This is a genomic window from Nonomuraea sp. NPDC026600 (assembly GCF_040638335.1).
Lineage (GTDB): Bacteria > Actinomycetota > Actinomycetes > Streptosporangiales > Streptosporangiaceae > Nonomuraea.
Window position 1 is genome coordinate 90,792 of the sequence record NZ_JBEZYD010000019.1, and the last position, 24,759, is coordinate 115,550.

23 protein-coding genes and 1 pseudogene are annotated in these 24,759 nt (G+C 68.4%); 9 read left to right on the plus strand and 15 right to left on the minus strand.

Features of this window, described 5'->3' with window-relative positions; translation table 11 throughout:
* Positions 1–8 precede the first annotated feature (8 nt).
* From AB0F17_RS35990 to AB0F17_RS36005, 4 genes are all read right to left on the minus strand, one after another.
* A complete protein-coding gene (locus AB0F17_RS35990) occupies positions 9–1,085 on the minus strand; it encodes a peptidoglycan-binding protein (protein WP_358032002.1) in 1,077 nt (358 codons plus the stop codon).
* Positions 1,082–1,597 (minus strand): hypothetical protein, encoded by a 516-nt coding sequence (locus AB0F17_RS35995; protein ID WP_358032005.1) that lies wholly within the window; start codon positions 1,595–1,597, stop codon positions 1,082–1,084. The genes AB0F17_RS35990 and AB0F17_RS35995 overlap by 4 nt, the downstream gene beginning before the upstream one ends.
* Before the next feature lie 99 nt (positions 1,598–1,696).
* Entirely contained in the window at positions 1,697–2,374 is a 678-nt protein-coding gene (locus AB0F17_RS36000) for a hypothetical protein (protein WP_358032007.1), read from the minus strand.
* Between the two features lie 166 nt (positions 2,375–2,540).
* A complete protein-coding gene (locus AB0F17_RS36005) occupies positions 2,541–3,836 on the minus strand; it encodes an aspartyl protease family protein (protein ID WP_358032010.1) in 1,296 nt (431 codons plus the stop codon).
* 194 nt (positions 3,837–4,030) lie between these two features.
* On the opposite strand from AB0F17_RS36005, the gene AB0F17_RS36010 reads away from it, so the two are divergent.
* From AB0F17_RS36010 to AB0F17_RS36020, 3 genes are all read left to right on the plus strand, one after another.
* Positions 4,031–5,050: a DUF418 domain-containing protein gene (locus AB0F17_RS36010; RefSeq protein ID WP_358032013.1), complete on the plus strand. Its 1,020-nt coding sequence runs from the start codon at positions 4,031–4,033 to the stop codon at positions 5,048–5,050.
* Positions 5,051–5,059: 9 nt separating this feature from the next.
* Complete coding sequence (gene sigJ / locus AB0F17_RS36015; RefSeq protein ID WP_358032015.1) at positions 5,060–6,001, plus strand: RNA polymerase sigma factor SigJ; 942 nt, start codon at positions 5,060–5,062, stop codon at positions 5,999–6,001.
* 81 nt (positions 6,002–6,082) lie between these two features.
* Positions 6,083–7,267, plus strand: a complete 1,185-nt coding sequence (locus tag AB0F17_RS36020; protein ID WP_358032017.1) for an FAD-dependent oxidoreductase — start codon at positions 6,083–6,085, stop codon at positions 7,265–7,267.
* Positions 7,268–7,576: 309 nt separating this feature from the next.
* Here AB0F17_RS36020 and AB0F17_RS36025 read toward each other — a convergent pair whose 3' ends face one another.
* Positions 7,577–7,975, minus strand: a complete 399-nt coding sequence (locus AB0F17_RS36025; RefSeq protein WP_358032323.1) for a VOC family protein — start codon at positions 7,973–7,975, stop codon at positions 7,577–7,579.
* 93 nt (positions 7,976–8,068) lie between these two features.
* Here AB0F17_RS36025 and AB0F17_RS36030 point away from each other — a divergent pair, with 93 nt between their 5' ends.
* Positions 8,069–9,070, plus strand: a complete 1,002-nt coding sequence (locus tag AB0F17_RS36030) for a YafY family protein (RefSeq protein WP_358032020.1) — start codon at positions 8,069–8,071, stop codon at positions 9,068–9,070.
* Positions 9,071–9,196: 126 nt separating this feature from the next.
* On the opposite strand, the pseudogene AB0F17_RS36035 reads toward AB0F17_RS36030, so the two are convergent.
* Both AB0F17_RS36035 and AB0F17_RS36040 read right to left on the minus strand, forming a co-directional pair.
* Positions 9,197–9,691 (minus strand): annotated as a pseudogene (locus AB0F17_RS36035) (RloB family protein); the annotation flags it as partial.
* Positions 9,692–9,696: 5 nt separating this feature from the next.
* Positions 9,697–10,989, minus strand: a complete 1,293-nt coding sequence (locus AB0F17_RS36040) for an ATP-binding protein (RefSeq protein WP_358032022.1) — start codon at positions 10,987–10,989, stop codon at positions 9,697–9,699.
* Positions 10,990–11,189: 200 nt separating this feature from the next.
* Between AB0F17_RS36040 and AB0F17_RS36045 the strand changes: the two genes are divergently transcribed.
* Positions 11,190–11,456, plus strand: coding sequence for a DUF664 domain-containing protein (locus AB0F17_RS36045; RefSeq protein WP_358032024.1), 267 nt, complete (start codon positions 11,190–11,192; stop codon positions 11,454–11,456).
* Between the two features lie 180 nt (positions 11,457–11,636).
* Positions 11,637–12,683 carry a class I SAM-dependent methyltransferase gene (locus AB0F17_RS36050; protein WP_358032027.1) on the plus strand — a complete coding sequence of 349 codons (1,047 nt, stop codon included), beginning with the start codon at positions 11,637–11,639 and terminating at the stop codon, positions 12,681–12,683.
* Positions 12,684–13,060: 377 nt separating this feature from the next.
* Here the strand turns inward: AB0F17_RS36050 and AB0F17_RS36055 are convergent, their stop codons facing one another.
* From AB0F17_RS36055 to AB0F17_RS36085, 7 genes are all read right to left on the minus strand, one after another.
* A complete protein-coding gene (locus AB0F17_RS36055; protein ID WP_358032030.1) occupies positions 13,061–14,065 on the minus strand; it encodes a sugar phosphate isomerase/epimerase family protein in 1,005 nt (334 codons plus the stop codon).
* Positions 14,062–15,192 carry a Gfo/Idh/MocA family oxidoreductase gene (locus tag AB0F17_RS36060; protein ID WP_358032032.1) on the minus strand — a complete coding sequence of 377 codons (1,131 nt, stop codon included), beginning with the start codon at positions 15,190–15,192 and terminating at the stop codon, positions 14,062–14,064. The genes AB0F17_RS36055 and AB0F17_RS36060 overlap by 4 nt, the downstream gene beginning before the upstream one ends.
* Before the next feature lie 11 nt (positions 15,193–15,203).
* Positions 15,204–16,250 carry a substrate-binding domain-containing protein gene (locus AB0F17_RS36065; protein ID WP_358032034.1) on the minus strand — a complete coding sequence of 349 codons (1,047 nt, stop codon included), beginning with the start codon at positions 16,248–16,250 and terminating at the stop codon, positions 15,204–15,206.
* Positions 16,247–17,254 (minus strand): ABC transporter permease, encoded by a 1,008-nt coding sequence (locus AB0F17_RS36070; RefSeq protein ID WP_358032036.1) that lies wholly within the window; start codon positions 17,252–17,254, stop codon positions 16,247–16,249. The genes AB0F17_RS36065 and AB0F17_RS36070 overlap by 4 nt, the downstream gene beginning before the upstream one ends.
* Positions 17,254–18,741, minus strand: coding sequence for a sugar ABC transporter ATP-binding protein (locus AB0F17_RS36075; RefSeq protein ID WP_358032039.1), 1,488 nt, complete (start codon positions 18,739–18,741; stop codon positions 17,254–17,256). The genes AB0F17_RS36070 and AB0F17_RS36075 overlap by 1 nt, the downstream gene beginning before the upstream one ends.
* A gap of 11 nt (positions 18,742–18,752) precedes the next feature.
* The gene (locus AB0F17_RS36080; RefSeq protein ID WP_358032041.1) at positions 18,753–19,910 is read right to left on the minus strand and encodes an ROK family transcriptional regulator; all 1,158 of its coding nucleotides are present in this window, start codon (positions 19,908–19,910) and stop codon (positions 18,753–18,755) included.
* Positions 19,911–20,322: 412 nt separating this feature from the next.
* On the minus strand, positions 20,323–20,688 hold the full coding sequence (locus AB0F17_RS36085; protein WP_358032044.1) for a hypothetical protein: 366 nt from the start codon (positions 20,686–20,688) through the stop codon (positions 20,323–20,325).
* A 163-nt stretch (positions 20,689–20,851) separates the two neighbouring features.
* On the opposite strand from AB0F17_RS36085, the gene AB0F17_RS36090 reads away from it, so the two are divergent.
* Genes AB0F17_RS36090 through AB0F17_RS36100 form a run of 3 tightly spaced genes read left to right on the plus strand, consistent with a single transcriptional unit; the run spans position 20,852 to position 23,395 of the window.
* The gene (locus tag AB0F17_RS36090; RefSeq protein ID WP_358032326.1) at positions 20,852–20,965 is read left to right on the plus strand and encodes an LPXTG cell wall anchor domain-containing protein; all 114 of its coding nucleotides are present in this window, start codon (positions 20,852–20,854) and stop codon (positions 20,963–20,965) included.
* Complete coding sequence (locus tag AB0F17_RS36095) at positions 20,955–22,769, plus strand: DUF4012 domain-containing protein (RefSeq protein WP_358032047.1); 1,815 nt, start codon at positions 20,955–20,957, stop codon at positions 22,767–22,769. The genes AB0F17_RS36090 and AB0F17_RS36095 overlap by 11 nt, the downstream gene beginning before the upstream one ends.
* A 53-nt stretch (positions 22,770–22,822) precedes the next feature.
* A complete protein-coding gene (locus AB0F17_RS36100) occupies positions 22,823–23,395 on the plus strand; it encodes a hypothetical protein (protein ID WP_358032050.1) in 573 nt (190 codons plus the stop codon).
* On the opposite strand, the gene AB0F17_RS36105 is transcribed toward AB0F17_RS36100, so the two are convergent.
* Positions 23,373–24,755, minus strand: coding sequence for a polysaccharide biosynthesis tyrosine autokinase (locus tag AB0F17_RS36105; protein ID WP_358032053.1), 1,383 nt, complete (start codon positions 24,753–24,755; stop codon positions 23,373–23,375). The genes AB0F17_RS36100 and AB0F17_RS36105 overlap by 23 nt on opposite strands.
* Positions 24,756–24,759 lie beyond the last annotated feature (4 nt).

Here is a 24,759-nt window from a genome sequence, read left to right on the forward strand (position 1 = left end):
GCGAAGGCTCATGGGGCGGGCACCCCTACCTTCATGCCTTCCGCGAGGCCCGGGCCGCTGATCTCCACCTTGCCGCTGCCGAACGCGCCGACCCGCACCGTCACGATCCTGGTGGTGGCACCCTCGACGACCTCGACGCCGAACCCGCCCTCGCGCAGCGCCAGCAACGCCTCGACCGGCACGGCGAGCACGCCCTTGCGACGTTCGCTCTCCAGCTCGACGTCGACCGGGGCCTGATCGAGCTTGGTACGTGGCGTCCTGCTCAGCGTGATGTCGACATCGACGGTCGTCTCGCCACTGTCCTGCCCCTGTCCCTGCCTGGACTGGGCGGACTTGGCGACCGTACCCACCGAGGTGATCTCCCCCGTGATCCGCTCGCCGCCCGGCAGCTTGACGCTGACCTTGGCACCCTTCCTGGCCAGTGCCTGGTAATCGGTGTCGAGATCCACGTGAACCAGCCGCCGGATGCCGCTGACCGCGAGCACCCCCTGCCCCGGCCCGGTACGCCCGCCGACCTCGACCTTCGCCTCGGTCACCCGAACGGCGGCGGGCACGAACACGACCTGCGCCGCGTCCACCCGCCCCGTCCGCCGCAGACCCAGGTCGTCCTGCCACTGCCTGACCGCCAGGTAGGTCGCGTAGCTGAAGCGCTCGTCCACGGTCAGGTAGTCGCCGTAGCCGAGCGCCTTCAGATTGCGCTCCAGTTGCTCGACGTCCGGGCCGTCGCTGACACCCTGCTCCAGTTGCCGGTAGAGCGGCAGCTTGCCGTACATCAGCACGAGCGGCTTCCGGTCGACCTTGAGCAGCGGGTGGCCACGACGGATCACCGCGCCCTCCGCGGCCACCCACGTGACCGTGCCGCCGACGCCGCCGGTCAGGAGGCGCTCGCCGGAGTAGGTGAGCGCGCCGTCCACGGTCTTCGTGTCCACCAGGTCCTGCCTGACGATCGCCGCGGTGGCCGGGACCGGCGGTTTTCCGGACAAGGCCGTGCCGGTGCCGCCACCGCCGTCGAGCAGGGCCAACACCGCCCAGGCCGCCACCGCCGCGAGCAGAGCGGCGGCGGTGAACGCGAGGCCCTTCCTCATTTCGCGAGCGGGATGTCGCCGGCGAACTGCTTGCACGCCTCCTGGGCTTCCTTGACCTTCTGCTCCGGGGTTCCCTCCGGAACATTGATCTCAATGCGCCCGTCGGCGCTCGGGTCCGGCATGTCGATGCCGTGCTGGCGCATGCACTGGGCGAACTTGACCAGCAGGTCCTGCTTCTGCGGATCGAGCCCCTTCCCCTTCTCGCCTACCGCGGCCTGCATGAACTGCTTGCACGCTTCCTGAGCCTTCTGCACTTTCTGCTCGTCTCCCGGACGTTGCTGGATCGCGACCGGGCCGTTGGGCTCGGGGTCGGGCATGTCCACGCCGTGCTCGCGCATGCACTGGGCGAACTTGAGCCCCGCCGCCTGCTTGTCGGTGGACGCCGAGGCCGACGCCGCTGGACCGGCCGTGCTGCCGCTCGCGCTGGCGACGTCCCGCTCACCGGCCTTCGCGCCGCACGCTGTGAGGGCCAGGGCCAGTACGGGTACGGCTAGCAGCAGACGGATGCTCATATCTCTCCTTGTTGGGTGGTTTTTGGGCATGAGGTATCCACCGGCCGCGCGGTTGGCGGGGCCGACAGGTGCAGGTTGAAGTGAGTGGCGGAAGCCCGATTACGGCTTGCGGGTGGCGGTGCTCGGGCCGGGGCTGTCGTCCGCACCGCCGCGCTCGATGTCGCTGGCGGGACCGCCGTCTTGCTCGTTCTCGTTGCCGGACGGGTCGGCGGGGAGACGCAGAGGGGTCACCACGCAGCTCGCGGCCGCCCCCTTGACCACCTGCAGCGAGGTGGCAACGGGTGGCCTGTCCGCGCCGGCCCGATCCATGGAGATCGCCAGAACCAGCGTCTCACCTGCCCCGATCCGCCCCTTACTGATCTTGAACGTGATCCCCTTGCCGTCCTTGCCGATGCCGACTCGCATCTCTCCCCCGGCAATCCCCTGCTCGCCCCGGGGCTCCCGGCAGGTCTGGTCCGCGGGCAGATAGTCGACCACCGCCGTGATCCCCACCGCGGCGAGCTTGGCCTCCAACTCGTCGGAGTCGTGGAACTCGTTGATCCATACCTCGACCGATCCGTCCGCACCCTTCACCACCGCGTAGGCCGGTGTACCGGCTCCCCCGAACACGGTGAGCACCACGGTGGCGGTCGCCGCGGCCCCCGCCAGCGCGCCGGACAACGCCAGGAACCTCCGGTTCGAACCACGCCGCCGCACCCGGGCCGGCTGTTCCTTCACCCTTGTGGCGATCTCTTCCTTCAATGCACCGAGCAGGCGGTCTTCGAAGATGGTGTTCATGTGAGTCGCCTCTCCACATACACAGCCGAACGCCCTCCTTCGTCTCGTCGTTCGTTCGCCCCTACGTCTCTACTTGGACTGAGCACCGCCAAGCGTTTCAATGCCCGGAAACGCGAACGGAGCCCTCAGGGGGATCACCACCCGAGGACTCCGCGAAGGGTCCGCGCTAGCTGCTCGCGATATAGAAGTTCATGTCGGCATAGTCGAAGGTGATGGCGTAGGGCTTGAAGAACTCATGGGTGAAGTTCGCGATCGTCTCGAACCCGAAGAGCTCAAGCCACGGCCAGCCGCCGACGACACCGGGAATGTTCCGGCCGACCTTGCGGCCGAGGCTTATCCTGGCCGGAGTGATCGGGTAGCTCGTCACCCCGCCACCTGTCGTCGGGTGTTCGTAGTCGATCTCGATACCGGCTCGTTTCGCGTTCTCCTCGGTCGTCATGACGCCCATGCCCATGCCTCCCGTGTCGAGGGAGGCCACCCGTGGCCCGTAATCATTGAGACTGCCCAGTGTGCAGGGGACGTGGTCGCCTGCCAGCCACAAGGGCAAGCGATCGGCCCCGGCACGCCTGGCCCCCGTCTGGAAGTCCCGCAGTTGTGTTCCCGTTTTCCGCCGCAGGACGAGCGCCTGTTTCGCATAATCCATCGTGGCCAGGAAGTGATAAAGCAGCGTGGTCCCGATGACGCCCGAGGGCCGAGAGCCGTCCGGCAGGTTCGGCATTCTCAGGTCGTACCAGACGACCGGAACATTGCGCAGCACGATGTCACCCAGCCGGAACGACTCCATGACGCCGTGATACGTCGTGAGGGTCTGCCCGGCGGGATGGCTCGTGCTGGTGGAAACCGCGCGAAGACCGGCCTGCTCCGCCATTTCCATCGAGAAGGCCAGCGTCGCCCCCGTGTCGATGAGGAAGTTCTGCTGCTCACCCCCATTCACCGCGCCTTTGACGCAGGGCAGCGGATCGACGCACACGAAGGGAACGCGCGTCTGCTGCGCGCCCCGTAGCTCATACGGCGTGCCGGACACGCCGGCGTACTGGGTGGCGAATGCCGCGTCACTCGGATCGCCGGTGCCCCGCAGCAACGGAACCGCGCGGGCCACCCTGTCCTGCCGGACGAAGCATTCCGCCAGTTGCCGCTTCGAGAAGTTGTCGCCAGGGGCCAGGTCGATGGCCTTGGTCAGGAACCTCTCGGCGTCTTCGAACTTGTTGGACAGCAGCGCGATGCGTCCGCGCTGCGCCACGGCGTGCGCATTGCCGGGATCCTTGCGCAGGAGGTACGCATAGCCCCGATCGGCCTGCTTGAACTCGCCGCTCTTGAAAAGCTGGTCGGGGTCGATACTCGATGTCGCGGAACTCAGGGCCGCGGAGAAGGGCGCGCTCGTCCCGGGCGCCCCCAGTTGCGGAAGCATCACGCCGGCGCCCACGGCCAGACCGGCCCGCCGCAGGAACGTACGCCGATCCATGCTCTCGTCGCCGAACCATGTCGACGCTGATCGGTGTCGAGTCATGGGAGGCATTCAAGCCAGCAGCCTGTTTCTTCCCCGTTTCCTGCCTCGTGGAAGGTGGCGATGAACCGGCCGAAAGTACCCCCTCGGCCATCGTGAACCCTGCTTTCGACCGGTGCCGTCCGCCGGGCGGCCTTGCAGGATGAGGCCCCATGCCACACGAAGATCTCCCCCCGCAAGCGCATCCCACGGGTCCGGCCGCGCCGTCCTCCGGTCGATCCCGGATCATCGCGCTCGACGTGCTGCGCGGGCTCACGCTGTGCGAGATCCTGCTCGCCAACATCCAGTTGATAGCCAACCACGGCACCGCGGTCGCGACGAAGCCCATGGGCGACTGGGACCCCTGGCTCGGGCTCCCGACCTTCTCCCTGCTGTTCGGTATCGGGTTCTCCCTGCTGCTGGGCTCCGCCGCGAACCGAGTCCCCCGCCCACGACTGGTCCTGCTGCGCCGCTTTGTGGCGCTGCTCGCCATCGGCCTCGTGCACATGCTGCTGTGGCCGGGCGAAATCCTGACCAAGTACGCCATCGTCGGAATGCTGGTGCTGCTGCCCTCGACCTGGCTGCCGCGATGGGCCGTGACCGGCCTCGCCGCCACCCTCATCCCGGTGTCACTGATCAGCGGGGGCGGGCCCCTGCTGATCGCCGGACTGTTCCTGATGGGCTCGGCACTGGTCCGCTACGGGGTCATCGAAAAGATCGACCGGTCCACCCGAGGTCCGCTCCTGCTGGGCTTGGGCTTCGCGGCGGCGGTGGCCTGTGCTCTGTGGGTACAGGCCACCATGCACACCGGGGCGGACACGACGCAGCCGTCCTTCGCCTCCGGCCTGGCCGATCTGCTGTTCATCGGCGTGTACGTATGTGCCCTGCTGGTCCTGCTCCGAACGCCGCTGCGACCGGTGCTGCAGGCCCTCTTCGCGCCACTGGGCCGGATGGCACTGACCAACTACCTGACCGCCACACTCCTCGTCCTGGCGGCCAGCCAACTCCTCGGCCTGCCGATCGGCCAGTCCTCGCAGACGGCGTTCCTGGCCGCGGGAGCCATCCTCACCGCCCAGTGGCTTTTGTCCACCCTCTGGCTGCGCCGCTACCGCCAGGGCCCCATCGAGTGGCTCTGGCGCTGGGCGACCTGGGCGCACCGCCCGCCCCTCAGCGTTGCGCTGACACGCCGTTAGGATCGGGTCATGCCTTTGACGGTGGATGACGTCGACCGGTTCGAGCTGTCGCGGCCCCGCCTGGAGGCCATCGCCTACCGTCTCCTCGGCTCCGCGGACGAGGCACAGGACGTCGTGCAGGAGACGTTCCTGCGCTGGCAGGCCGCCGACGTCGACCGCGTCGAGGTCCCCGAGGCTTGGCTGACGAAGGTACTCACCAACCTGTGCCTCAACCAGCTCACCTCCGCGCGGGCGCGCCGCGAGACCTACGTGGGCCAATGGCTTCCCGAGCCGCTGCTCGGCGGGGACCCGATGCTCGGCCCGGCCGACACCGCCGAGCAGCGCGAATCGGTCTCGTACGCGGTCCTCACCCTCATGGAGCGCCTGTCCCCCAACGAACGGGCCGTGTACGTGCTGCGGGAGGCGTTCGACTACCCGCACCGGGATATCGCCGAGATCCTCGCCATCACCGAGGTAGCCAGCCAGCAGATCTTTCACCGCGCCAAGAAGCATGTCGCGTACGGCAAAGCCCGCGCCGAGATCGACGATGCCGCCGCCCGGCGGATCGTCGAGGAGTTCCTCGCTGCCGCCACCAGTGGCCAGACCGATGAGCTCGTACGCCTGCTCACCAAGGACGCCGTCTCCATCGGCGACGGCGGAGGGAAGGTTCCGGCACGCACCAAGGCGTTCGAGGGAGCCGTCGCGGTCGCGAAGTTCGTGTGGCGCATGTTCAAGCCCGCCGAGGCCAAGCGCGCCATCGTCGGCGGCTCGCCCGAGATGTACGCCTGGACCGCCAATGGCGAACCCGCCGTTGTGGCCGTCGTGGAGGGCCGGGTCGTCGCCATCATGTGCCTGGAGGTCACCGCCGAGGGCATCACCGCCTGCCGTACCCAGGCAAACCCCGACAAGCTCGAACGCGCGACCGAGCAATGGGCGGCCGCCAGCCATGGGGAGCCCCTGCTCGTGATGTGACGTGTCTCACAATGCGCTCCTGTCAGGAAATGGCGGGCCATCCGGTTCAAGTGACACATCCGAACCGGACAGGAGCCTGAAATGCAGCACCGCATCGTCGTTCTCGGAGCCGGATACACCGGAGCCAGCGCCGCCGGCCGCCTCGCCAAGCGGCTGCGCCGCGAGGACGTCGCCATCACCCTCGTCAACGCCGAGCCTGACTTCGTCGAACGCGTCCGCAACCACCAACTGGCGACCGGCCAGGACCTCAAGCCCCGGCCACTCAGCGAGATCTACGCCGGCACCGGCGTCGAACTGAGGCTCGCGACGGTCACCGGCGTCGACGTCGACCGCAAGACCGTCGCCATCACCGGCGCGAACGGTGCGGAAGAGCTGGAGTACGACACCCTCGTGTACGCCCTCGGCAGCGGCTGGAACAGCCAAGCCGTACCCGGGACCGCCGAGCACGCCTACCAGATCGCCGGCCGTATCGGAGCACTCGGGCTACGCGAGCGCCTGGCGAGCCTCGATGCCGGACAAACCGTGCTGGTGGTCGGCGGCGGGCTCACCGGCGTGGAGGCCTCAACCGAGATCGCCGAGGCCCGCCCGGACCTCGACGTCGCCCTCGCCGCCGGCGGCAACCTCGGCGACTGGCTCTCACCCAAGGGCCGCGAGCATGTACGGAAGGTCTTCGGCAAGCTCGGCATCACCGCGTACGAACACACCACCATCACCGGGGTCGGAGCCGGCCACGTCACCACCGCCGACGGCACGGTCATCCCCGCCGCGGTCACCGTATGGACCGCCGGTTTCGCGGTCCACCCGATCGCGAAGGCGACCTTCCTGGAGGTTTCCGGCACCGGCCAGATCGTGGTCGACCGGACCATGCGCTCGGTTTCCCACCCCGATGTGTACGCCGTCGGCGACGCGGCCATGGCGATGGGCGCCGGAGACAAGCCGCTACGGATGTCGTGCGCCTCGGGAATCCCCACCGCCTGGCTGGCCGCCGACGTCATCGCGGCGCGCCTGACCGGCCGGAAGGTCCCGGACAAGACGATCGGCTACGCCAACCAGTGCATCTCACTGGGCCGCAAGGAGGGCCTGATCCAGTACGTCACAGCCGACGACCGCGCCAAGCAGATGGTCCTGCGCGGCCGACTGGCCGCCGCCTACAAGGAACTGATCTGCAAGAGCGCCGCATGGAGCGTCGCCAACCCGACACTTGGGATGCCGACCCGGCACCACCGCGTTACGCATGAGCAGACGCTGAAGCAGGAGACTGTATGAACATCGTTGTGGACTGCCTTTCCGGCCCGCAGATCACCGAGTTCCTTGCACAGCACGTCCAGGAGATGTGATCCATCACATCCCTGAGAGGCGTCTGAAGAGCAAACACGTCCTTGATCTCACCGGGCCGCGCACTCCCGAGGTCACCTTCTGGTCGGCGATAGACGGCGACACGCTGGTGGGCCGCGGCGCGATCAAGAGGCTGGGCGGAGAACCTACTGAGCCGTGGATCGTCGGAGGTCCCCGGCCCTCAGGTGCGCGAACGCGGGCGTCCACGCTCCTGCTCCGCCACCCACAAGGCCCGGATCGTCAGCGAGCGAACTTCTCGATGGCGGCCGGGGTGACGGGGGTGAAGAAGTTGACGAGGTTGCCGTCGGGGTCGCGCAACAGGAGCGAGCGGTTTCCCCAGGGCATCGTCGTGGGCTCGTTGACAAAGTCCTCCACGAAGCCGGTCAGCTTCTCGTGCACGCTGTCCACGTCGTCGACGAGGAACTCGATGATGACGCTGCGGTTCTGGGCCGGATCGGCGCAGCCAGGCGCGAACAGCGGCACGGTATGGGTGCTGCCGATCGCGAGGGTGGCCGAGGCGGTGTTGAGTTCGGCGAAGTCATCGTTGGACCAGCTCGCCTGGACCCCAGTGGCGCGCTCGTAAAAGCCGACGAGGCGGGCGACATCGCCGGTGATGATACGGATCGAGACGAAGTTCATGGCGGGTCTCTCCAGGTAGGTCAGTGCTTCTGACCACACGCTACGAGCGATACTGGACAGAATCCGCCCGGTATCTGCAGGACACTTATGAACATGTCCCGGCCCACTGCCCGCGTGCTCGCCCTGCTGGAGCTCCTGCAAGCGGGAGGCCTTCGAACCGTGGCCGAACTCGCCGACAGGCTCGACGTCGATGAGCGCACGGTGCGACGCTACGTCGACCACCTCATCGACCTCGACATGCCCGTCGAGTCCGTGCGCGGCCGCTACGGGGGCTACCGGCTCGCTCGCGGTTACCGCATGCCACCGCTCATGCTGAGCGATGACGAAGCGCTCGCCGTGCTGCTCGGCCTGGTCGCGGGTCGGCGGGCCGGCTTGATGACGGCCACCGGCACGGCGAGCGAGACGGCAGCGGCCAAGATCCGGCGGGTGCTGCCAGAGCGGCTCGGCCACAGACTCGACGCCGTGCTCGGCTCCCTCGCCTTCACGGCTCCGCCCGGCGAGTCGGCCGCCCCGGAGACCGGAGTCCTGCTCTCGATCGCCGACGCGGTGCGCCATCACCGGCCGATCTCGATCCGGTACACCGCCGCCGACGGCCGGCGCAGCGAACGCACGCTGCACCCCTACGGGCTCGTCGCCCACTCGGGCAACTGGTACGTGACGGGTGCAGATCCCGCGGTCGGCGAGGACCGGATGTTCCGGCTGGATCGCATTACCGGCACGAGAGCTCTGCCCGGATCGTTTGAGCCGCCTGTTGGACTCGATCCGGCGAAGCGCGTCCTGACAGGGCTCGCCACCGCTCCGTACCGACACGAGGTGATTCTGCGGATCCAGGGGACAGCCGAGCAAATCCGCACCCGGCTTCCGGCCAGCGTCGCGGTCGTGGCGGAGTCGCCGTCCGCGAGCGGCGCAGATTCGGACACCAGGCAGTGGTCCCGTGTCGAGGTCCGCGCCGAACGGCTTGACTGGCTGCCGGGCGTGCTCGCTTCGCTGGACCGGCCGTTCGTCATCGAGCAACCGGATGAGCTCCGCGACCTTGTCACGGAGCTCGCCAACCGACTCATGTCTTCGGCCCGGCGAAGTCCGCCTCGCGTCTGACGGGTATCGGCAAGGCTCCCTTGGGTCAGCCCGAAACCTGGCCTTCGCAGCCGCGTCGGACGCACTTATCGCCCCATCAGCCCGATGACGTGCAGCTGTCTTGTGCAAAGACGTGCGCTCCGAGGCCGCATGCCGGTGTCTCAGGTATTGTTCGGCGTCGATCCTCTTCCCAGAGCGTCCGTCGAGTTTACGGCTCTTCCGTTCGGCTTCGCTGGTGTTCATAAACGCCGTCTGTTCTTCAAAATGAAGGATCAACCACAGCTCGAAACAAGGATTCGAGATGGCCAGGCGAATTCCATGCTCGTCCGCCGGCCGGACGGCTTGCTTGAGATTCGGATGGTTCTTGGGCCACTCGACATCGAACACACACCAGCACTCATCGACTTCGTCATCACGGCTTCGCTCGACGGCTCGCTGCACCAAAGTGAACGGAACTCCCTGTTCAGGGTGGATCTCGATGTTGATCGAGGTGTTGGCGCGAACATCCGGGAGCCGCTTCAGCCCATTGATGTAGTCGGGTTCCGAGGCTTCGCCTTCGCAGAACACAACAATGGTCTTGCGTTCTGGACGGTTGGCGATCCTCCGCCTGAGGTCCTTCGCTTTGGTTCTTCTCGGCGCCATCTCAGCTAGCCGATCAGTCCGAGGGCGCGGAGAATTTCCGCGCGGTCGACATCCGGTAGCCCACCGAACCGCCCATGCAAATAGGCTTTCTCCAGGTTTTGCGACTTCCTCACCCGCTCACCGGCGAATTCGGCCAGTGCGCCGAGCCGGGTCGCGCCGTCCTCCCCCTTCTCCGTCAACCAGACCTCATCGCGGTTGAGGTGGTTGAGCAGACTCGTGTCGTGAGAAGTGAAGACCAGCTGCGCGCCCCTAGGGTTGGTCGCCGGGTCGTGAAACAGCCGAATCAGCTGCATGGACAACGTCGGATGCAGGCTCGCATCCAGGTCGTCGAACAGCAGCAGCGAACCAGCCCTGAGCGCGGCCAGCACTGGACCGATGAGCTGGAACCAGGTGCGTGTGCCCTCCGACTCCGCCGCGAAGTCGAGCGGCACCCTCTCATGAGCCGCCCGGTGGACAAGGCGGACAGCGCGTTGTGTCCGCATGCGCGCCGACTCGGGACTGCCCTCCGGATAGGAGACCTCGGGCTCGTCGATCACCACGTCGTCGATGCCCATGTCGGCCAGCCGGAGCAAGGCCAGCGCCTGAGTACGATCCGCCGGAGAAGGCCTGTCCAGTTCCTCAAATCCCGGCAACGCGAACTGGTCGCGATCGGAGAGCTCTTCGAACCAACGAAGGGTCGAACGTGCCGGAGCGAGATTCACGGGACGCCGGCCACGCGACTTCAGCCCGAGCGTCTGCGCCGCGAGGAGGTCGCGAGCGAAACCAGAGACGAGCGGCTCATCGAATCGCCGGGCGATCGACAGGGCAAGCGCGCGCGACGTCAACAGTTCACGGGTGCCGGACAGGTTCCCAAGACCGCGCTGGAGCTTGAACTCGTCCCCTTCACGTTCGAAAATCCGTCGCCGCTTCTTCTCCGGGTAGTGGAACAGACCTTCGTAGCGGACCGCGCGCCGATCAAGTTCGACGATGTACTCGAACCGCACGCCCGATATGACGGACTCGATGGTGAACTCTGAAGGACGGACCTCACCACCGGCGAACGCGAACGGCTCGACGGGGATCTCGTCGTCCCAGAAACGCAGCGAATCCCGGATGGCGGTCCGCAACCAGGTCAGCGCAGCGATGACATTCGACTTGCCAGAGGCGTTCGGACCGAAGACGGCCGCGACGGGCAGCAGACTCTCGCCCAAGTTGGGCACCGGACGCGCCTCCGCCCGATCTCGATCGACGGCGACCATCGACAATTCGACGGGATCGAGCACTGAGCGAAAGTTCGCCACCTCGAACCGGATCAGCACATCGACCCCTCTTCCTGCATCTACGGAGCCATCATAGCCAGGATTTCGTCGATTCCTTGCGAATAACGGTTTCTGCCTGCGTGTACGACGCGATCAGGGTCTCGTCGTCCTTCTAGCCGGAGGACTGCTGTGGTCGTGCGCAGAGCAAAGGCAGGGGCAGGGCGAGCCGGGAGGGAGCCTGCCGTGCCGGTGTCCGATAAATGTCGGTTCCGTTTGCCAACGTGTTGCACTCGCCGGTAGTGATCCTGCGCGAGCCCTCCCGGCAGCTCTTCATCGTCCAATCAGAGAGGGCGTTGTCCACCGCGATCCTGCCCTCGGGATGGACGGTGCTGGGTCTCGTGGAGCACCTCGGCTACGCCGAGCGGCACTGGTTCCAGGAGATCGTCACCGGGTCCGCCCGCCATGCGAGCCACCTCGACGTCGTGCGCGAGCTCCTCGATGGAAATACGGGGCTCGGGCCTCGATAGCTCGATGTCACCGGCCTCCGGGGAGGATCGGACCGAAACTTGGCGCCTACACCGCCTATCTGCCGTCAACCCGAGGATCGCCGCGCAGACCACCCGCCAGATACCGCCCCGCACGGGTAACAAGCCTGTGACCAGGGCAGACTCACCCTGTCGGGTCCTCTTGCGGGGAGGAGACCACAAATGGACCAGAACAAGGTGACGGAGTTCCTGGGCAGGGCCATGAGCGACCTGGGGGCGACCGAGGCGGCGGGCTCCGTCGTGATCGGTCACCGGCTCGGCCTGTATCGCGCCCTCGCCGAAGGGCCGGCGACTCCCGAGGAGTTCGCCCAGCGCACCGGGTGCCACCCGCGTTACCTCACCGAATGGCTGCGTGGGCAGGCCGCCGGGGGGTACGTCGGCTACGACGCGGCGACCGGCCGGTTCTCACTCTCGGAGGAGCAGGCGTTCTGCCTGGCCGACCCGGCCGGCCCGAACATACCGGCGGCGAACCTCATCGCGCTGGGCATGCTACGCGCCGAGCCGCGCATCACCGAGGCGTTCCGAACGGGCGCCGGCTTCGGCTGGCACGAGCACGTGGAGGACGTCTTCGTCGGGTGCGACGCGTTCTACCGGCCGGCCTACGTGGCCGCGCTGGTGTCGAGCTGGATCCCGGCGCTGGACGGGATCGAGGAGAAGCTGAAGGCGGGGACCGTGGTCGCGGACGTCGGCTGCGGCCTCGGGTCGTCCTCGATCCTCCTCGCGCAGTCGTACCCGCGTACCACGGTCGTCGGCTCGGACTACCACGCCGAGTCCATCGAGCTGGCCCGCGAGCATGCCGCCGAGGCCGGGGTGGCTGACCGGGTCGACTTCGAGGTGGCCACCGCGCACACCTTCACCGGCACCGACTACGACCTGGTGACGATGTTCGACTGCCTGCACGACATGGGCGACCCGCTGGGGGCCGCTCGGCGGGTGCGGGAAGCGCTGGCTCCGGAGGGCGCGTGGCTGCTGGTCGAGCCGTACGCCGCCGATTCGGTGGAGGACAACTTCACCTACGTGGGGCGGCTGTACTACAGCGCGTCCACGTTCCTCTGCGTGCCCAACGCGCTGTCCCAGCCGGGCGGCTACGCGCTGGGCGCGCAGGCGGGCGAGGCGAGGATCCGCGAGCTGAGTCGCGAGGCGGGCTTCACCCGGTTCCGAAGGGCCGCGGAGACCCCGTTCAACCTCGTCTACGAGATCCGGCCGTAGGAGGCTCGGCCCGCCGTGGGACGGCGCGATCATCCACCCGCCGATGGACGGGTGATCTGCGTCGATGAGTTCGGGCCGCACCAGTTACCCGGCCAAGGTTGTGTGACGGGCCACTAGCCAGTGGAGACGCCTCCGGCTCGAAGACCGAATCGGCTGAGAAGTTTACTGGTCCCTCCGCCGGACAAGGCTGGGGTGCGCGAGGGGCGGGAGCCCCTCGCCTCGGGGCGAAGCCCCCAAGGAAGCACGCCTGAGCGTCATTCGCGCGAAGCGCGCCCCACCGCGAGGACCTCGCCTGTCGGGGGTCGAAGGGGGCGAAGCCCCCTGGGCAGCGCGCCCCGCCGGGAGGCCCACGGTTGTGGGCCCCCGGCGAGAAGGCGTCAGGTGGTGGAGAAGGCCGCGTCGAAGGCGGTGGTCGGTGGGGTGATGGCGTTGAGGCCACGGATGTAGCCCAGCGCCTCTCGTGCCCCGTCCAGCCGATCCATCCCCGCGTCCTCCCACTCGATCGAGATCGGCCCGCTGTACCCGATCGAGTTGAGCGCCCGGAAGCAGTCCTCCCAGGCCACGTCCCCGCGCCCGGTGGAGACGAAGTCCCAGCCGCGCCGCATGTCCGCCCACGGCAGGTGCGAGGAGAGGCGGCCGCGGCGGCCGTCGCCGACGCGGACGCGGGTGTCCTTGCAGTCCACGTGGTAGATCCGGTCGGCGAAGTCCAGGATGAACGCCACCGGGTCGAGGTCCTGCCAGACCATGTGGGACGGGTCCCAGTTGAGGCCGAACGCGGGACGGTGGCCGATGGCCTCCAGCGTGCGCTGGGTCGTCACGTAGTCGTAGGCGATCTCGCTGGGGTGGATCTCGTGGGCGAACCGGACCCCGACCTCGTCGAAGACGTCGAGGATGGGGTTCCAGCGGTCCGCGAAGTCCTGGTAGCCCGCCTCCACCATCGAGGCCGGCACCGGCGGGAACATCGCCACCGTGTGCCAGATCGACGACCCGGTGAAGCCGACCACCGTGTCGACACCCAGCAGGGCCGCGGCTCGCGCCGTGTTCTTCATGTCCTCGGCGGCCGCCTGGCGTACGGACTCGGGGTCGCCCGAGCCCCAGATCCGGGCGGGCAGGATGGCCTTGTGGCGCTCGTCAATGGGGTGGTCGCAGACGGCCTGGCCGACAAGATGGTTGGAGATGGTCCACACCTTGAGGCCATGCTTTTCGAGCTGCGCCTGCTTCGCGGAGACGTACGACGGGTCCGCGATCGCCTGCGCCACGTCGAAGTGGTCGCCGGAGCAGGCGATCTCCAGGCCGTCGTAGCCCCATTCGGCGGCGAGCCGGCAGACCTCCTCGAACGGCAGGTCGGCCCACTGGCCGGTGAACAATGTGACCGGTCTCATACGTCCTCCACGACTGTGAAGCGGCTGGAGTCAGCCGCGCTGCGCTCGACCGCGGCGAGCACGCGTTGCACTCGGAGGCCGTCCGCGAACGACGGCGCCGGGTCGTCGCCCTGGGCGATGGCCTCCAGGAAGTCCTTGATCTCGTGGGTGAAGGTGTGCTCGTACCCGAGTCCGTGCCCGGGCGGCCACCACGCCGCCGCGTAGGGGTGGTCGGGCTCTGTGACCAGGATGCGCTTGAAGCCGCCACCCCCCTCACTGACCCACAGCTCGTTCATGGCCTCGAAGTCGAAGGCGAGGCTGCCGAGCGAGCCGTTGAGCTCGATGCGCAGCGCGTTCTTGCGTCCGGTGGCGAACCGGGTGGCCTCGAAGGAGGCCACCGCTCCTCCGGAGAGCCGGCCGATGAAGAGCGCGGCGTCGTCCACGGTGACGGGTCCGGTCTCCGAAGAGCCCGGCGAGAGCGGGCGTTCCTTGACGAACGTCTCGGTGAGCGCCGAGACGCCCACCACGTTCTGGCCGGTGATGAACTGGGCGGTGTCGATGATGTGCGCCCCGATGTCGCCGAGCGAACCGGACCCCGCCTTGTCCTTCTGCAGCCGCCACACCAGCGGGAACTCCGGATCGACGATCCAATCTTGCAGGTATTGGGCTCGTACGTGCCGGATCTCGCCGAGCCGGCCCTCCTCGACGTAGCGCCGGGCCAGGGCCACCGCCGGCACCCGCCGGTAGTTGAAGGCCACCATGTTCTTGCCGGACGCCGAAGCCGCGGCACGCACCATGGCCTCCGCCTCGGCCACGCTGTTGGCCAGCGGCTTCTCGCAGATCACGTGCTTGCCGGCCGCCAGGGCGGCGATGGCGATCTCGGCATGGGAGTCGCCCGGCGTGCAGATGTCGACGATCTGCACGTCGTCGCGCCTGACCACTTCCCTCCAGTCGGTCTCGACGTCGGCCCAGCCGAGCCGGGCGGCAGCGGCGGCGGTGTGTTCCTTGGACCTACCGGCCAGCACCGCCATGCGGGGTGCCAGCGGCAGGTCGAAGAAGGCGCCGACGCTGCGCCAGGCCTGGGAGTGGACGCGGCCCATGAACGCGTAGCCGATCATGCCCACGCCGACGATGGTTTGGTCTGACATGCAACCCCCGATCAGGATTCGAAGCCGAGAGGCAAGTATTTCTCGACGTTCTCCTTGGTGATAGTCTCCGACGCCAGCGTGATCGACTGCGGGACCTGGTTCTCCACCAGGTCGCTCATGCCCTTCTCCTGCGCTATCAACCTGGCCAGTTTGATGGCCGAGGCGGCCATCGTGGGGCTGTAGGTGACGGTGGCCTTCAGCACCGAGGTGCCCGACTGGATCTCCTTCATGGCGTTCAGGGAGCCGGCGCCGCCGACCATGAAGAACTCGCTGCGCCCAGCCTCCTTGATCGCGGCCAGTACGCCCACGCCCTGGTCGTCGTCGTGGTTCCACAGGGCGTCGATCTTCTTGTGCGCCTGCAGCAGGCTGGCGGCCACCGAGTTGCCCGTCTCCACGGTGAACTTGGCGTCCTGCTTGGCCGTGACGCTGAAGCCGTACGTCTTCAACGCGTCGGCGAAGCCCTTGCTGCGGTCCTGGGTCAGCGGGAGCGTCGCGATGCCCTGGATCTCCACGATCACCGGGTTCGAGACGCCCTTGTCCTTGAGCTGCTTGCCGATGTAGTGGCCGGCCGCGACGCCCATGCCGTAGTTGTCGCCGCCGATCCACGTGCGGTACGCCAGCTTGTCGGGGAAGATCCGGTCGAGGTTGATGACCGGGATCCCGGCCTGGGTGGCCTGGAGCGCGACCTGGTTGAGCTGCTGGCCGTCGTTCGGCAGGATCACCAGCGCGCTCACCTTGGCCGCGATCAGCGACTCGACGGCGGAGATCTGCTGGTTGATGTCGTTCGTCGGCTCGACGGGCTTGAAGTCGACGTCCGCGTACTGCTTGGCGGCGGACTCGGCGTTCTTCGCGATGGCCGCGATCCAACCGTGGTCGGCCGCGGGCGCGGAGAAGCCGATGACGACCTTGGTGCCGGGCTGGTCGTTGCCGCTGGCCGCGGGAACGGGGGCGGGCGCCGCCGTCGAGGGCGCGACCGCCGGCTCGTTGCTGGTGCAGCCGGCCGCTAAGAGCACGGCTCCGCCGACAAGGAAACCTCTGCGCGCGACGTTGTTGCTCATGGTGCTCTCTCCTTCAGGTTCCGTCGCTGGAGAAGGACGGCGACGACGATGATCAGGCCCTTGGCGATCAGCTGGTCGCTGGTGTTGAGCCCGTTGAGGATGAACAGGTTCGTGATGAGAGTGAAGATCAGCAGGCCCAGGATCGAGCCGATGATCGTGCCGCGGCCGCCCGTGAGCAGGGTGCCGCCGATGATGACGGCGGCGATGGCGTCGAGCTCGTACAGGTCGCCGTGGGTGGAGGAGCCCGTGGTGGTGCGGGCCATGATGAGGATGGCGGCGATGCCGCAGCACAGCCCGGAAAGGGCGTACAGGAGCATCGTGTGCCGGCGGACGTTGATGCCGGCGAGCCGGGCCGCCTCGGGGTTGCCGCCGACCGCGTACGTGCGGCGGCCGAACGTGGTGCGGTTGAGCAGGACCCAGCCGAGCGCCACGACCAGCGCGAAGATGTACACGAGCAGCGGGACGCCGAGTAACCGGGTGGTCGACAGGTCCACGATCGCGCTGTTCTCGGGCTGGATGATCTGCGTCTTACGGTCGGACATGCGCTGGGCCAGCCCCCGCGCCGCGACCAGCATCGCCAGCGTGGCGATGAACGGCACCAGCCGCCCGTACGCGATGAGCAGCCCGTTGACCAGCCCCGTGCCGGTGCCGACGAGGATCGCGCAGATCGCCATCACGGCCGGCCCGTACGCCTGGGTGGCCAGCGTGGTGGCCCAGACGGAGGCCAAGGCCATGGTGGCGCCCACCGACAGGTCGATGCCGCCGCCGATGATGACGAACGTGGCGCCGACCGTGATGACGCCGATGGTGGCGGCCAGCGACAGGATGCTGACCAGGTTGGAGGTGGTGGCGAAGTTCTCGGGCTTGGTGACCAGGCCGACGATCGCGAGCAGCACCAGCGCGATCACCAGGCCCAGGTGCCGGGTCTCCCCTAACCAGGCCAGCGGGCCGGGCGCCCGCGCGGCGAAACGGTCGTGCGGGCCCGCTTCTGCGGGGTTGCTCATCAGGCGGCTCTCCCATCCATGATCATGTCCAGCACGCGGTGCTCGTCGAGGTCTTGGGCGTCGCCCTGGTGGATGACCGTGCCCTCGCGCAGCACCAGCACGCGGTCGGACAGGCCCAGCACCTCCGGCACCTCGCTGGACACCAGCAGCACGCCGATGCCCTGGTCGGCCAGCCCGCGGATCACCGCGTACAGCTCGGCCCTGGCGCCCACGTCCACGCCCCTGGTCGGCTCGTCGAGCAGGAGCAGCTTGCGGCTGCCGAGCAGCCAGCGGGCCAGTACGGCCTTCTGCTGGTTGCCGCCGGACAGCGTCTTGATCGGCCGTTCTGGGTCGGGCGGGCGGATGTCGAGCACCTCGACCAGCCGCTGCGCCTCGGCCTTCTCGCGGGCCCGGTCCATCCAGCCGAACCTGGCGAATCCCGGCAGGCTGCCCAAGGTGATGTTGGCGGTGACACTCTGGTCGAGCAGGAGGGCTTGGGCCTTGCGCTCTTCCGGGGCCAGGCCCATGCCTCGCCGTACGGTGCCGACGATGTCACCCCGCCGTACGGGCTTGCCCGAGAGCACGACGCTGCCGGAGGCGCGACGTGCGCCGTAGACCGCCTCCAGGATCTCCGAACGGCCGGAGCCGACCAGCCCGGCCAGCCCGACGATCTCACCGGCGCGCACCGAGAACGACACGTCGGCGAACGTGCCCGGCGAGCTGAGTCCCTCGACGCGCAGCACCTCGTCGCCCGGGGACTCCGCGGCGCGAGGTGGGAAGACGTACTCGACGTTGCGGCCGGTCATCAGCGAGACGATCTCGGAGGTGGGGGTGTCGCGGGCGGGCAGGCCGACGGCGACCGTACGGCCGTCCTTGAGCACGGTGACCCGGTCGCCGATCTCGCGGATCTCCTCCAGCCGGTGCGAGATGTAGACGACGGCGACGCCCTGGGCGGTGAGTTCGCGGATGATGCGGAACAGGTTCGCCACCTCGTCGTGGGCCAGGGCGGCCGACGGCTCGTCCATGATGATCAGGCGCGCCTCGTGCGAGAGCGCGCGGGCCATCGAGACGACCTGCTTGGCGGCCGGTGACAGGCGGCCGACCTCGGCCTTCGGCCGGATCTCCGGGTGGCCGAGCCTGGCCAGCACGGCGCCGGCGGCCCGGTTGACCGCTCCCCTGTTCACGAAGCCGGCGCGGGCGTGCTCGTGGCCGAGGAAGATGTTCTCCGCGACGCTGAGCCCGTCGACCAGGTCGAGTTCCTGGTAGATGGTGGCGAAGCCGAGCCTGATGGCGTCGATCGGGCTGCCCGCCCTGACCTGCGCGCCGTTGAACTCGATCGTGCCCTCGTCGGGCTGGTGGACGCCCGCCAGCACCTTGATGAGCGTCGACTTGCCCGCGCCGTTCTGGCCGAGCAGGCAGTGCACCTCGCCGGCCCGCACGTCGAGGTCCACCCCGTCGAGCGCGCGCACGCCGGGGAACTGCTTGACGATCCCCCTCATGACAAGCATCGGGGTCCCTTTCAGGCGTTGACGATGCGGTTGATGTTCTCGGGTGACAGGTAGTGCTCGATCGCCAGGATCCCGGCGCCCAGCGCGGCGGCGTTGATCCCGGTACGGCTCGGCACGATCGAGAGGTGGTGCGTGGCCAGCGGCAGCGACCTGCGGTAGACGGTCTCCTTGATGCCCGCGAGCAGGTGCTCGTGGACCCGGGACAGGGCGCCGCCGATGACGATCACCTCGGGGTTGAAGAAGTTGACCAGGCTGGCCAGCACCTCGCCGATGAGCCTGCCCGCCTCCCTGACCAGCCGGAGCGCCTGCGTGTTGCCCGCCTGTACGAGCGCCACCACGTCGGCCCCCGTCTCGGCGGGTGTCCCCAGCTCGGTCAGCCTCCTGGCGACGGCCACGCCGCCGGCGACCGCCTCCAGGCAGGCGCTGTTGCCGCAGCGGCAGCCGGCGTCCTCGTGGCCGGAGACCCGGATGTGGCCGATGTCGCCGGCCGACCCCTGGGCGCCGCGGTGCAGCTTGCCCTCGGCCACGATGCCGCACCCGATGCCGGTGCCGATCTTGACGAACAGCAGGTGACTGGCGCCGGGGTAGGCGTTGCGGTGCTCGCCGAGCGCCATGACGTTCACGTCGTTGTCGACGAGTACGGTGCAGCCCGCGAAGTGCTCGGGGATCGGGTAGTCGTTCCAGCCGGGCATGATCGGCGGGTTGTTGGGCCGGCCCGTGGCGAACTCCACCGGCCCCGGCACCCCCATTCCGATCGCCTTGAGCGCGGCCCGGGGGCGTCCCGCCTCGGCGAGCAGCCGTTCCAGCCGCTCGTCGACGTGCGCCAGGACCGTCTCCGGGCCCTCGGCGATCAGCAGCGGATCTTCGCACTCGGCCAGTACGTCGCCCGAGATGTCCATCAGCGCGATCCGGCAGTGCGTGGCGCCCAGATCGACGCCGGCGAAGGCGTGCTCCTCGGTCTGCAGGCGGAGTTGCCGTGGCGGGCGCCCGCCGGTGGACTCACCGCTTCCGGTCTCCGACACCAGTCCGCGTTCGATCAGCGCGTCGACCCGCTGGCTGATCGTGGACCTGGCCAGACCGGTGAGTCTGGCGAGGTCCGAGCGGGTGGTCGCGGAACCGGCGCTGATGAGCGTCAGAACGTCACCGGGCGAGCCCGGAGCGGAGGTCATGCGGCGACAATAAGATCACAGATGCGGCAAATCAAGAGTGCAAGCCGCCCAAACCCGCCCAACTTACGCCGATAATCAAACAAAGACCTCTCGATTCGGACATAAGGGCGTTTCGGCCCCAATTGCCACCGCGGCGCTCCTCCCGGCCGGGCCGGGACACCCGACACGCCGGGCGGACGCTCGGGACGCCAGAGCCGGGGCCAGCCGGGGCCGGGCGAGGCCAGTCGAGGGCCGGGCGCCGGGGCCGGCCGAGGGTCGGCCCCGCGACCCGCCGCACCCGTCGGCGCCCCGGACCGGCCTCGCCGCGAGATCAGCACGGCGGACGGCCCGGCCGGGCCGCCGCCTGTTCGTCAACATATGGAGAACCATCAGTGGTCATTCGGTAAGAACCGTGCGGCGGATGGAGCACCTATTAGTAGGGCGCATATAACGGGTTCTGTGATGAACACTTCGCTGGTATTCCGGGCGAAATGTCCCATGACCCGCACCGCCATCCATACGGGGAGTCCGAAATGAGAGAAAAAATCACGATACCTATTTTTGTGGCGATGGCCGCCGGAGGTGGGATCGCGTTCGGGACCGCCGGCTTCGCGGCGGCCGAGTCCTTCCCGACGCCGAGCCCGTCCGTGACGACCGCGACCCCGACGCCCACGTCCACGTCCACGAGGACCGCGACCCCCAGGCCGACGACCACCAGGACCATGAGCCCTAGGCCGACGCCCACGACCACGAGGACCGTGAGCCCCAGGCCGACGCCCACGACCACGACCACGACCACGGAGACCGTGAGCCCGCGGCCCTACCCGCCGAGAGTCACCTCCACCTCGTCGTCGCACATTGACGTGCACGTCGACTTCGACGATCCCAGAGACCACGGGGGGCATCCCTGGAACAACTGGGGCTGCGGTGGCCATTGCCATCACGGCCACAAGGAACTGCCGATGACAGGAGCGCCCGTGAAGGCCCTGGCAGCGGCGGGTGCGGGCATGCTGCTGATGGGAACCGCCGGCACACTGATCGCCATTCGGCGTCGCCGTTCTGCCAGTGCGAAGTAAGACACGCCGAGTCGCCATCGTCAGCCTGCTGGCTCCGGCCGCAGGTCTCACGCTGGCCGGGAGTTGGTCCGCATACCTCGGTCTGAGCGTGCGAGACCATCTGCAGGCAACCAGGGACGCACTGGTCCTGCTGCGCGCGAGCGACCCCGGCCGGCTGGCCGGGACGCTCGCGGACGCGCGATGGCACGCGTACGAGGCCCGCCGGCTCACCTCCGGCCCGGACTGGTCGTTGATCGCTCACGCTCCCGTGGTGGGAGACGGCGCGACGACCATCCGCGGGCTGGCGGAGGCGGTCGCGGAGCTGACCACCGCCCTGGCTGACGTCCACCGGGCCACCGCACAACTGATCACGGACGTCGAGCCCGCCACGGACGACCGGCGTTCCACGGACGACCGGCCTTCCATGAGCAACGTGCGGGAGTTGCTGGCCGTCCTCGATTCGGCGGCACCGGTCCTGGACGCCGCCGCCGACCGGGTCTCCCTGGCGCGCTCACGCCTGTCCGTCACCCCGGCGAACACCGGCGTGAACGCGGTGGACGAGGCGCGCGCCACGGCCCTGCGCGAAGCCGATCGGCTGCGCGGGTGGCTCGGTGCCGCGGCCGACGCCGCCGCCCTGGTGCCGCCGATGCTGGGCTACGACGGTCCCCGCCGTTATTTCCTGGCCTTCCAGACGAATGCCGAAGCGCGGGGAACCGGCGGTCTGGTGGGCGCCTTCGGCATTCTGAAAGCCGGGCGCGGCGAGCTCGGCATAGAGCGGCTCTCCGCCAACAATCGCCTCTCCCCGAGTTCCACTCCGGTCGCCGGCTACGGGCCGGCATTTCGCGCGCGTTATGGGCCGAGTGCGCTTTCCCTGCTCTCCAATTCTAATCTTTCGCCACATTTCCCGTACGCCGCACATACCTGGACCGCGCTGTGGGAACGGCAGACCGGCCGGCAGTTGGACGGCGCCCTCGCGACCGACCCGGTCGGTCTCTCCTACCTGCTGCGGCTCATCGGGCCGGTCACGCTCCCGGGTGGCGAGACTGTGACCGCCCAGAACGTCATCGACCTCACCGAGCGGGAAGCCTATGTCCGGTACCCGAACCCGGACGAGCGTAAGAAGTTCCTCATCACGATCGCCGGCGCCGTCAGCGAGGCGCTGGCCCGATCCCGTCCGGATCCCCTCACCTTGATCTCCACCTTGTCGCAGTTGGTGGAGGAGCGGCGGATCCAGGTCTGGAGCCGCCGGGACACCGAGCAGCAACGTCTGGAGACGACGCCGCTGAGCGGCGTGCTGCCGGACAAGCCGGGACCGTTCGCCGGTCTGGTCATCAACAACTCCGGCGGCAACAAGCTCGACTACTACCTCAAGCGCTCGCTCCAGTACGACCTGGGCTCCTGCCGCGCCGACGGGCAGCGCGTCACGAAGGTGCGGGTCCGTCTCACCAACGATGTGCCGCACCGGAAACTGCCCGCGTATGTCACCAGCCGCCTCGACCACCCCGACCGCCCGCGTGCCGTCGGGTCCAACCTGCTCTGGGTGTCGCTGTACACCGGAGCCGGAGCGCAGAACGGTGGCGTACGGATCGCCGGCAAGCGGGTGAAGGTCATCAAAGAGGTCGAACGATCCCATCCCGTCTACTCCACCATGCTGGAGCTCGCTCCCGGACAGTCGAAGACGCTGGAGTTCCTCCTGCTGGAGCCCGCCTCGGCCGCGCCGCCACTGGTTCCGGTGCAGCCGCTGGCTCATCCCCAGCAGACCCGGATCACCCAGGACCGCACCGGCTGCGGTCCGGAGTCCCAAAGGATCGATAGCGCGGGTTAAAGACCGGCGAGCCGCCCACGGCTGCCTGACCAGGGCGGTCTACCGTCGCGCTCATGGAAGGTACGGGGGATTTCCACATCCTGTTCGTGTGTACGGGCAACATCTGCCGCTCTCCTCTGGCGGAGCGGCTGGCCCGTTCGGCCCTCGGACCGTCGTTCCAGGTGACCAGCGCGGGCACCCACGCCGAGCCGGGCTTGGAGATGCACGAACGCACGAGGCGGACGCTGCTCCGCCTCGGCGGTGATCCCAGCGGCTTCGTCTCCCGGGCGCTCACCACCGAGGTGCTGGCCGCGGCCGACCTCGTGCTGACGGCCGCCTCCGCACACCGCGCCGAATCGGTGTCGATGCACCTCCCGGCGGCCGGGCGTACCTTCACCATCGTCGAGTTCGGCACCCTGGCCCGAGCCGTCGCGCCCACGGCGATCACGTGTCACCACGATGCCGTACGGCGGGCTCACGCGCTGGTCGACGAGGTGCGGATGCTGCGCGGCCTGGTCCCCGTGGACCGGCCCGACATCCTCGATCCCATCGGTGGCTCCCTGTGGCACCACCGGGTGGCGGGACGGCGGATCGCCAGATCGCTCGCCGTCCCGCTTCAACTCCTCAAACAGCCGGCGATATCTTGACCTCTGCCTTGGCATCCGTCTCGTACCCGTAGCCATAGCCGTAGCCGTCGTATCGGCTGGCCTTGGCCGGGACGAAGTTCATGACCGTACCCACGATGCGTGCGTTGATCGACGACAGCAGTTCCGTGCCCCGCAGGATGTGCTCCTGCCGAGTCTTGCCGTACCGGGCGACGAGCAGCACTCCGTCGCAGATCGCCGAGAGTGTCGCGGCGTCGGTGACCGGCAGCAGCGGCGGCGCGTCGATGATCACGATGTCGTAGTCGGCCGTCACCTGGTCGAGCACATTGCGCATCCCCCGGGAGCCGAGCAGCTCACTCGGGTTCGGCGGGATCCGGCCGCTCGGCAACACGAACAGGCGCGGCTCTCCCCAAGGCTGGATCACCTGGTCCAGCCGCGCCTTGCCGATCAGCACGTCCGTCAGGCCGACCGCGCCCTCGATGCCGAGGTAGGTCGGGATACGCGGACGACGAAGGTCGCCGTCGACCAGGAGCACCCGCCAGCCTGCCTGGGCCAGGGTGATCGCCAGGTTGGAGGAGGTGGAGGACTTGCCCTCGTTCGGCAGGCAACTGGTGATCACCAGTGATTTGGGCTGCCGGTCCACGCCGATGAACTGCAGGTTCGTCCGCAGCGAGCGGAACGACTCCGACCTGCTCGATCGACCTCTGGGACGGACGATCAGCGGGTGACGCCGCGCGTCCCTCTCGTACCCGATGATGCCGAGAGTCGAGCTCTTCGAGGTCCGCTGCAGCGTGTCGGAGGACTTGATGGTCGTGTCCAGGCGGTCGCGGAGCACCAGCGTGGCGACGGCGATGAGCAGCGCGATCAGTACGCCGAGCGCCAGGTTGACCATCGGCTTGGGGCTGACCGGCGCCTGAGGGGTCTCCGCCTGGTCCACCACCGTGATCTTGATCGTGGGGCGGCTGCCAGGAGCGGGCCGTTCGATCTGGTCGATCAGCTGGGTGAACCGCGTTCCCAGGGCGTTGGCCAGCTGTGCGGCGCGGGAAGGGTCGTTGTCGGTGACGGTCGCACGGAGCAGGACCGTACCGGGGACCACTTCCGCCGCGATGTTCCCCTGCAGGCGCCGGATGTCATCGGGCGTGGTGATCTGGCTGACCACCCGGCGACTGGACAGCAGGGTGGCATAGGACTGCACCCGCTGCGCCGACAGCATTCCCGCCTGGTACGCGGTGGACAGGCTGCCTTCCCTGTCGTGGCCGGAGACCAGCATGGAGATCGTCGCGACATACTGCGGCGGCGTGTTCGCGGTGACCACCACCGCCGTGCCTACCCCGATCCCCACAGAGAGGAGGAGGAGCAGCCAGTTCCTGCGCAGGAGCCGCAGGTAGTAGAGCAGATCCACTGGA

What these genes read in the sequence shown, in the direction of transcription:
- sigJ (WP_358032015.1), top strand. Translation starts at nt 5,060, where the DNA reads ATGCCTTTGACGGTGGATGACGTCGACCGGTTCGAGCTGTCGCGGCCC.
- AB0F17_RS36010 (WP_358032013.1), top strand. Translation starts at nt 4,031, where the DNA reads ATGCCACACGAAGATCTCCCCCCGCAAGCGCATCCCACGGGTCCGGCC.
- AB0F17_RS35995 (WP_358032005.1), bottom strand. Translation starts at nt 1,597, where the DNA reads ATGAGCATCCGTCTGCTGCTAGCCGTACCCGTACTGGCCCTGGCCCTC.
- AB0F17_RS36055 (WP_358032030.1), bottom strand. Translation starts at nt 14,065, where the DNA reads ATGAGACCGGTCACATTGTTCACCGGCCAGTGGGCCGACCTGCCGTTC.
- AB0F17_RS36050 (WP_358032027.1), top strand. Translation starts at nt 11,637, where the DNA reads ATGGACCAGAACAAGGTGACGGAGTTCCTGGGCAGGGCCATGAGCGAC.
- AB0F17_RS36065 (WP_358032034.1), bottom strand. Translation starts at nt 16,250, where the DNA reads ATGAGCAACAACGTCGCGCGCAGAGGTTTCCTTGTCGGCGGAGCCGTG.
- AB0F17_RS36090 (WP_358032326.1), top strand. Translation starts at nt 20,852, where the DNA reads ATGACAGGAGCGCCCGTGAAGGCCCTGGCAGCGGCGGGTGCGGGCATG.
- AB0F17_RS36060 (WP_358032032.1), bottom strand. Translation starts at nt 15,192, where the DNA reads ATGTCAGACCAAACCATCGTCGGCGTGGGCATGATCGGCTACGCGTTC.
- AB0F17_RS36100 (WP_358032050.1), top strand. Translation starts at nt 22,823, where the DNA reads ATGGAAGGTACGGGGGATTTCCACATCCTGTTCGTGTGTACGGGCAAC.
- AB0F17_RS36025 (WP_358032323.1), bottom strand. Translation starts at nt 7,975, where the DNA reads ATGAACTTCGTCTCGATCCGTATCATCACCGGCGATGTCGCCCGCCTC.
- AB0F17_RS36080 (WP_358032041.1), bottom strand. Translation starts at nt 19,910, where the DNA reads ATGACCTCCGCTCCGGGCTCGCCCGGTGACGTTCTGACGCTCATCAGC.
- AB0F17_RS36075 (WP_358032039.1), bottom strand. Translation starts at nt 18,741, where the DNA reads ATGCTTGTCATGAGGGGGATCGTCAAGCAGTTCCCCGGCGTGCGCGCG.
- AB0F17_RS36070 (WP_358032036.1), bottom strand. Translation starts at nt 17,254, where the DNA reads ATGAGCAACCCCGCAGAAGCGGGCCCGCACGACCGTTTCGCCGCGCGG.
- AB0F17_RS36045 (WP_358032024.1), top strand. Translation starts at nt 11,190, where the DNA reads ATGTCGGTTCCGTTTGCCAACGTGTTGCACTCGCCGGTAGTGATCCTG.
- AB0F17_RS36030 (WP_358032020.1), top strand. Translation starts at nt 8,069, where the DNA reads ATGTCCCGGCCCACTGCCCGCGTGCTCGCCCTGCTGGAGCTCCTGCAA.
- AB0F17_RS36000 (WP_358032007.1), bottom strand. Translation starts at nt 2,374, where the DNA reads ATGAACACCATCTTCGAAGACCGCCTGCTCGGTGCATTGAAGGAAGAG.
- AB0F17_RS36005 (WP_358032010.1), bottom strand. Translation starts at nt 3,836, where the DNA reads ATGGATCGGCGTACGTTCCTGCGGCGGGCCGGTCTGGCCGTGGGCGCC.
- AB0F17_RS35990 (WP_358032002.1), bottom strand. Translation starts at nt 1,085, where the DNA reads ATGAGGAAGGGCCTCGCGTTCACCGCCGCCGCTCTGCTCGCGGCGGTG.
- AB0F17_RS36020 (WP_358032017.1), top strand. Translation starts at nt 6,083, where the DNA reads ATGCAGCACCGCATCGTCGTTCTCGGAGCCGGATACACCGGAGCCAGC.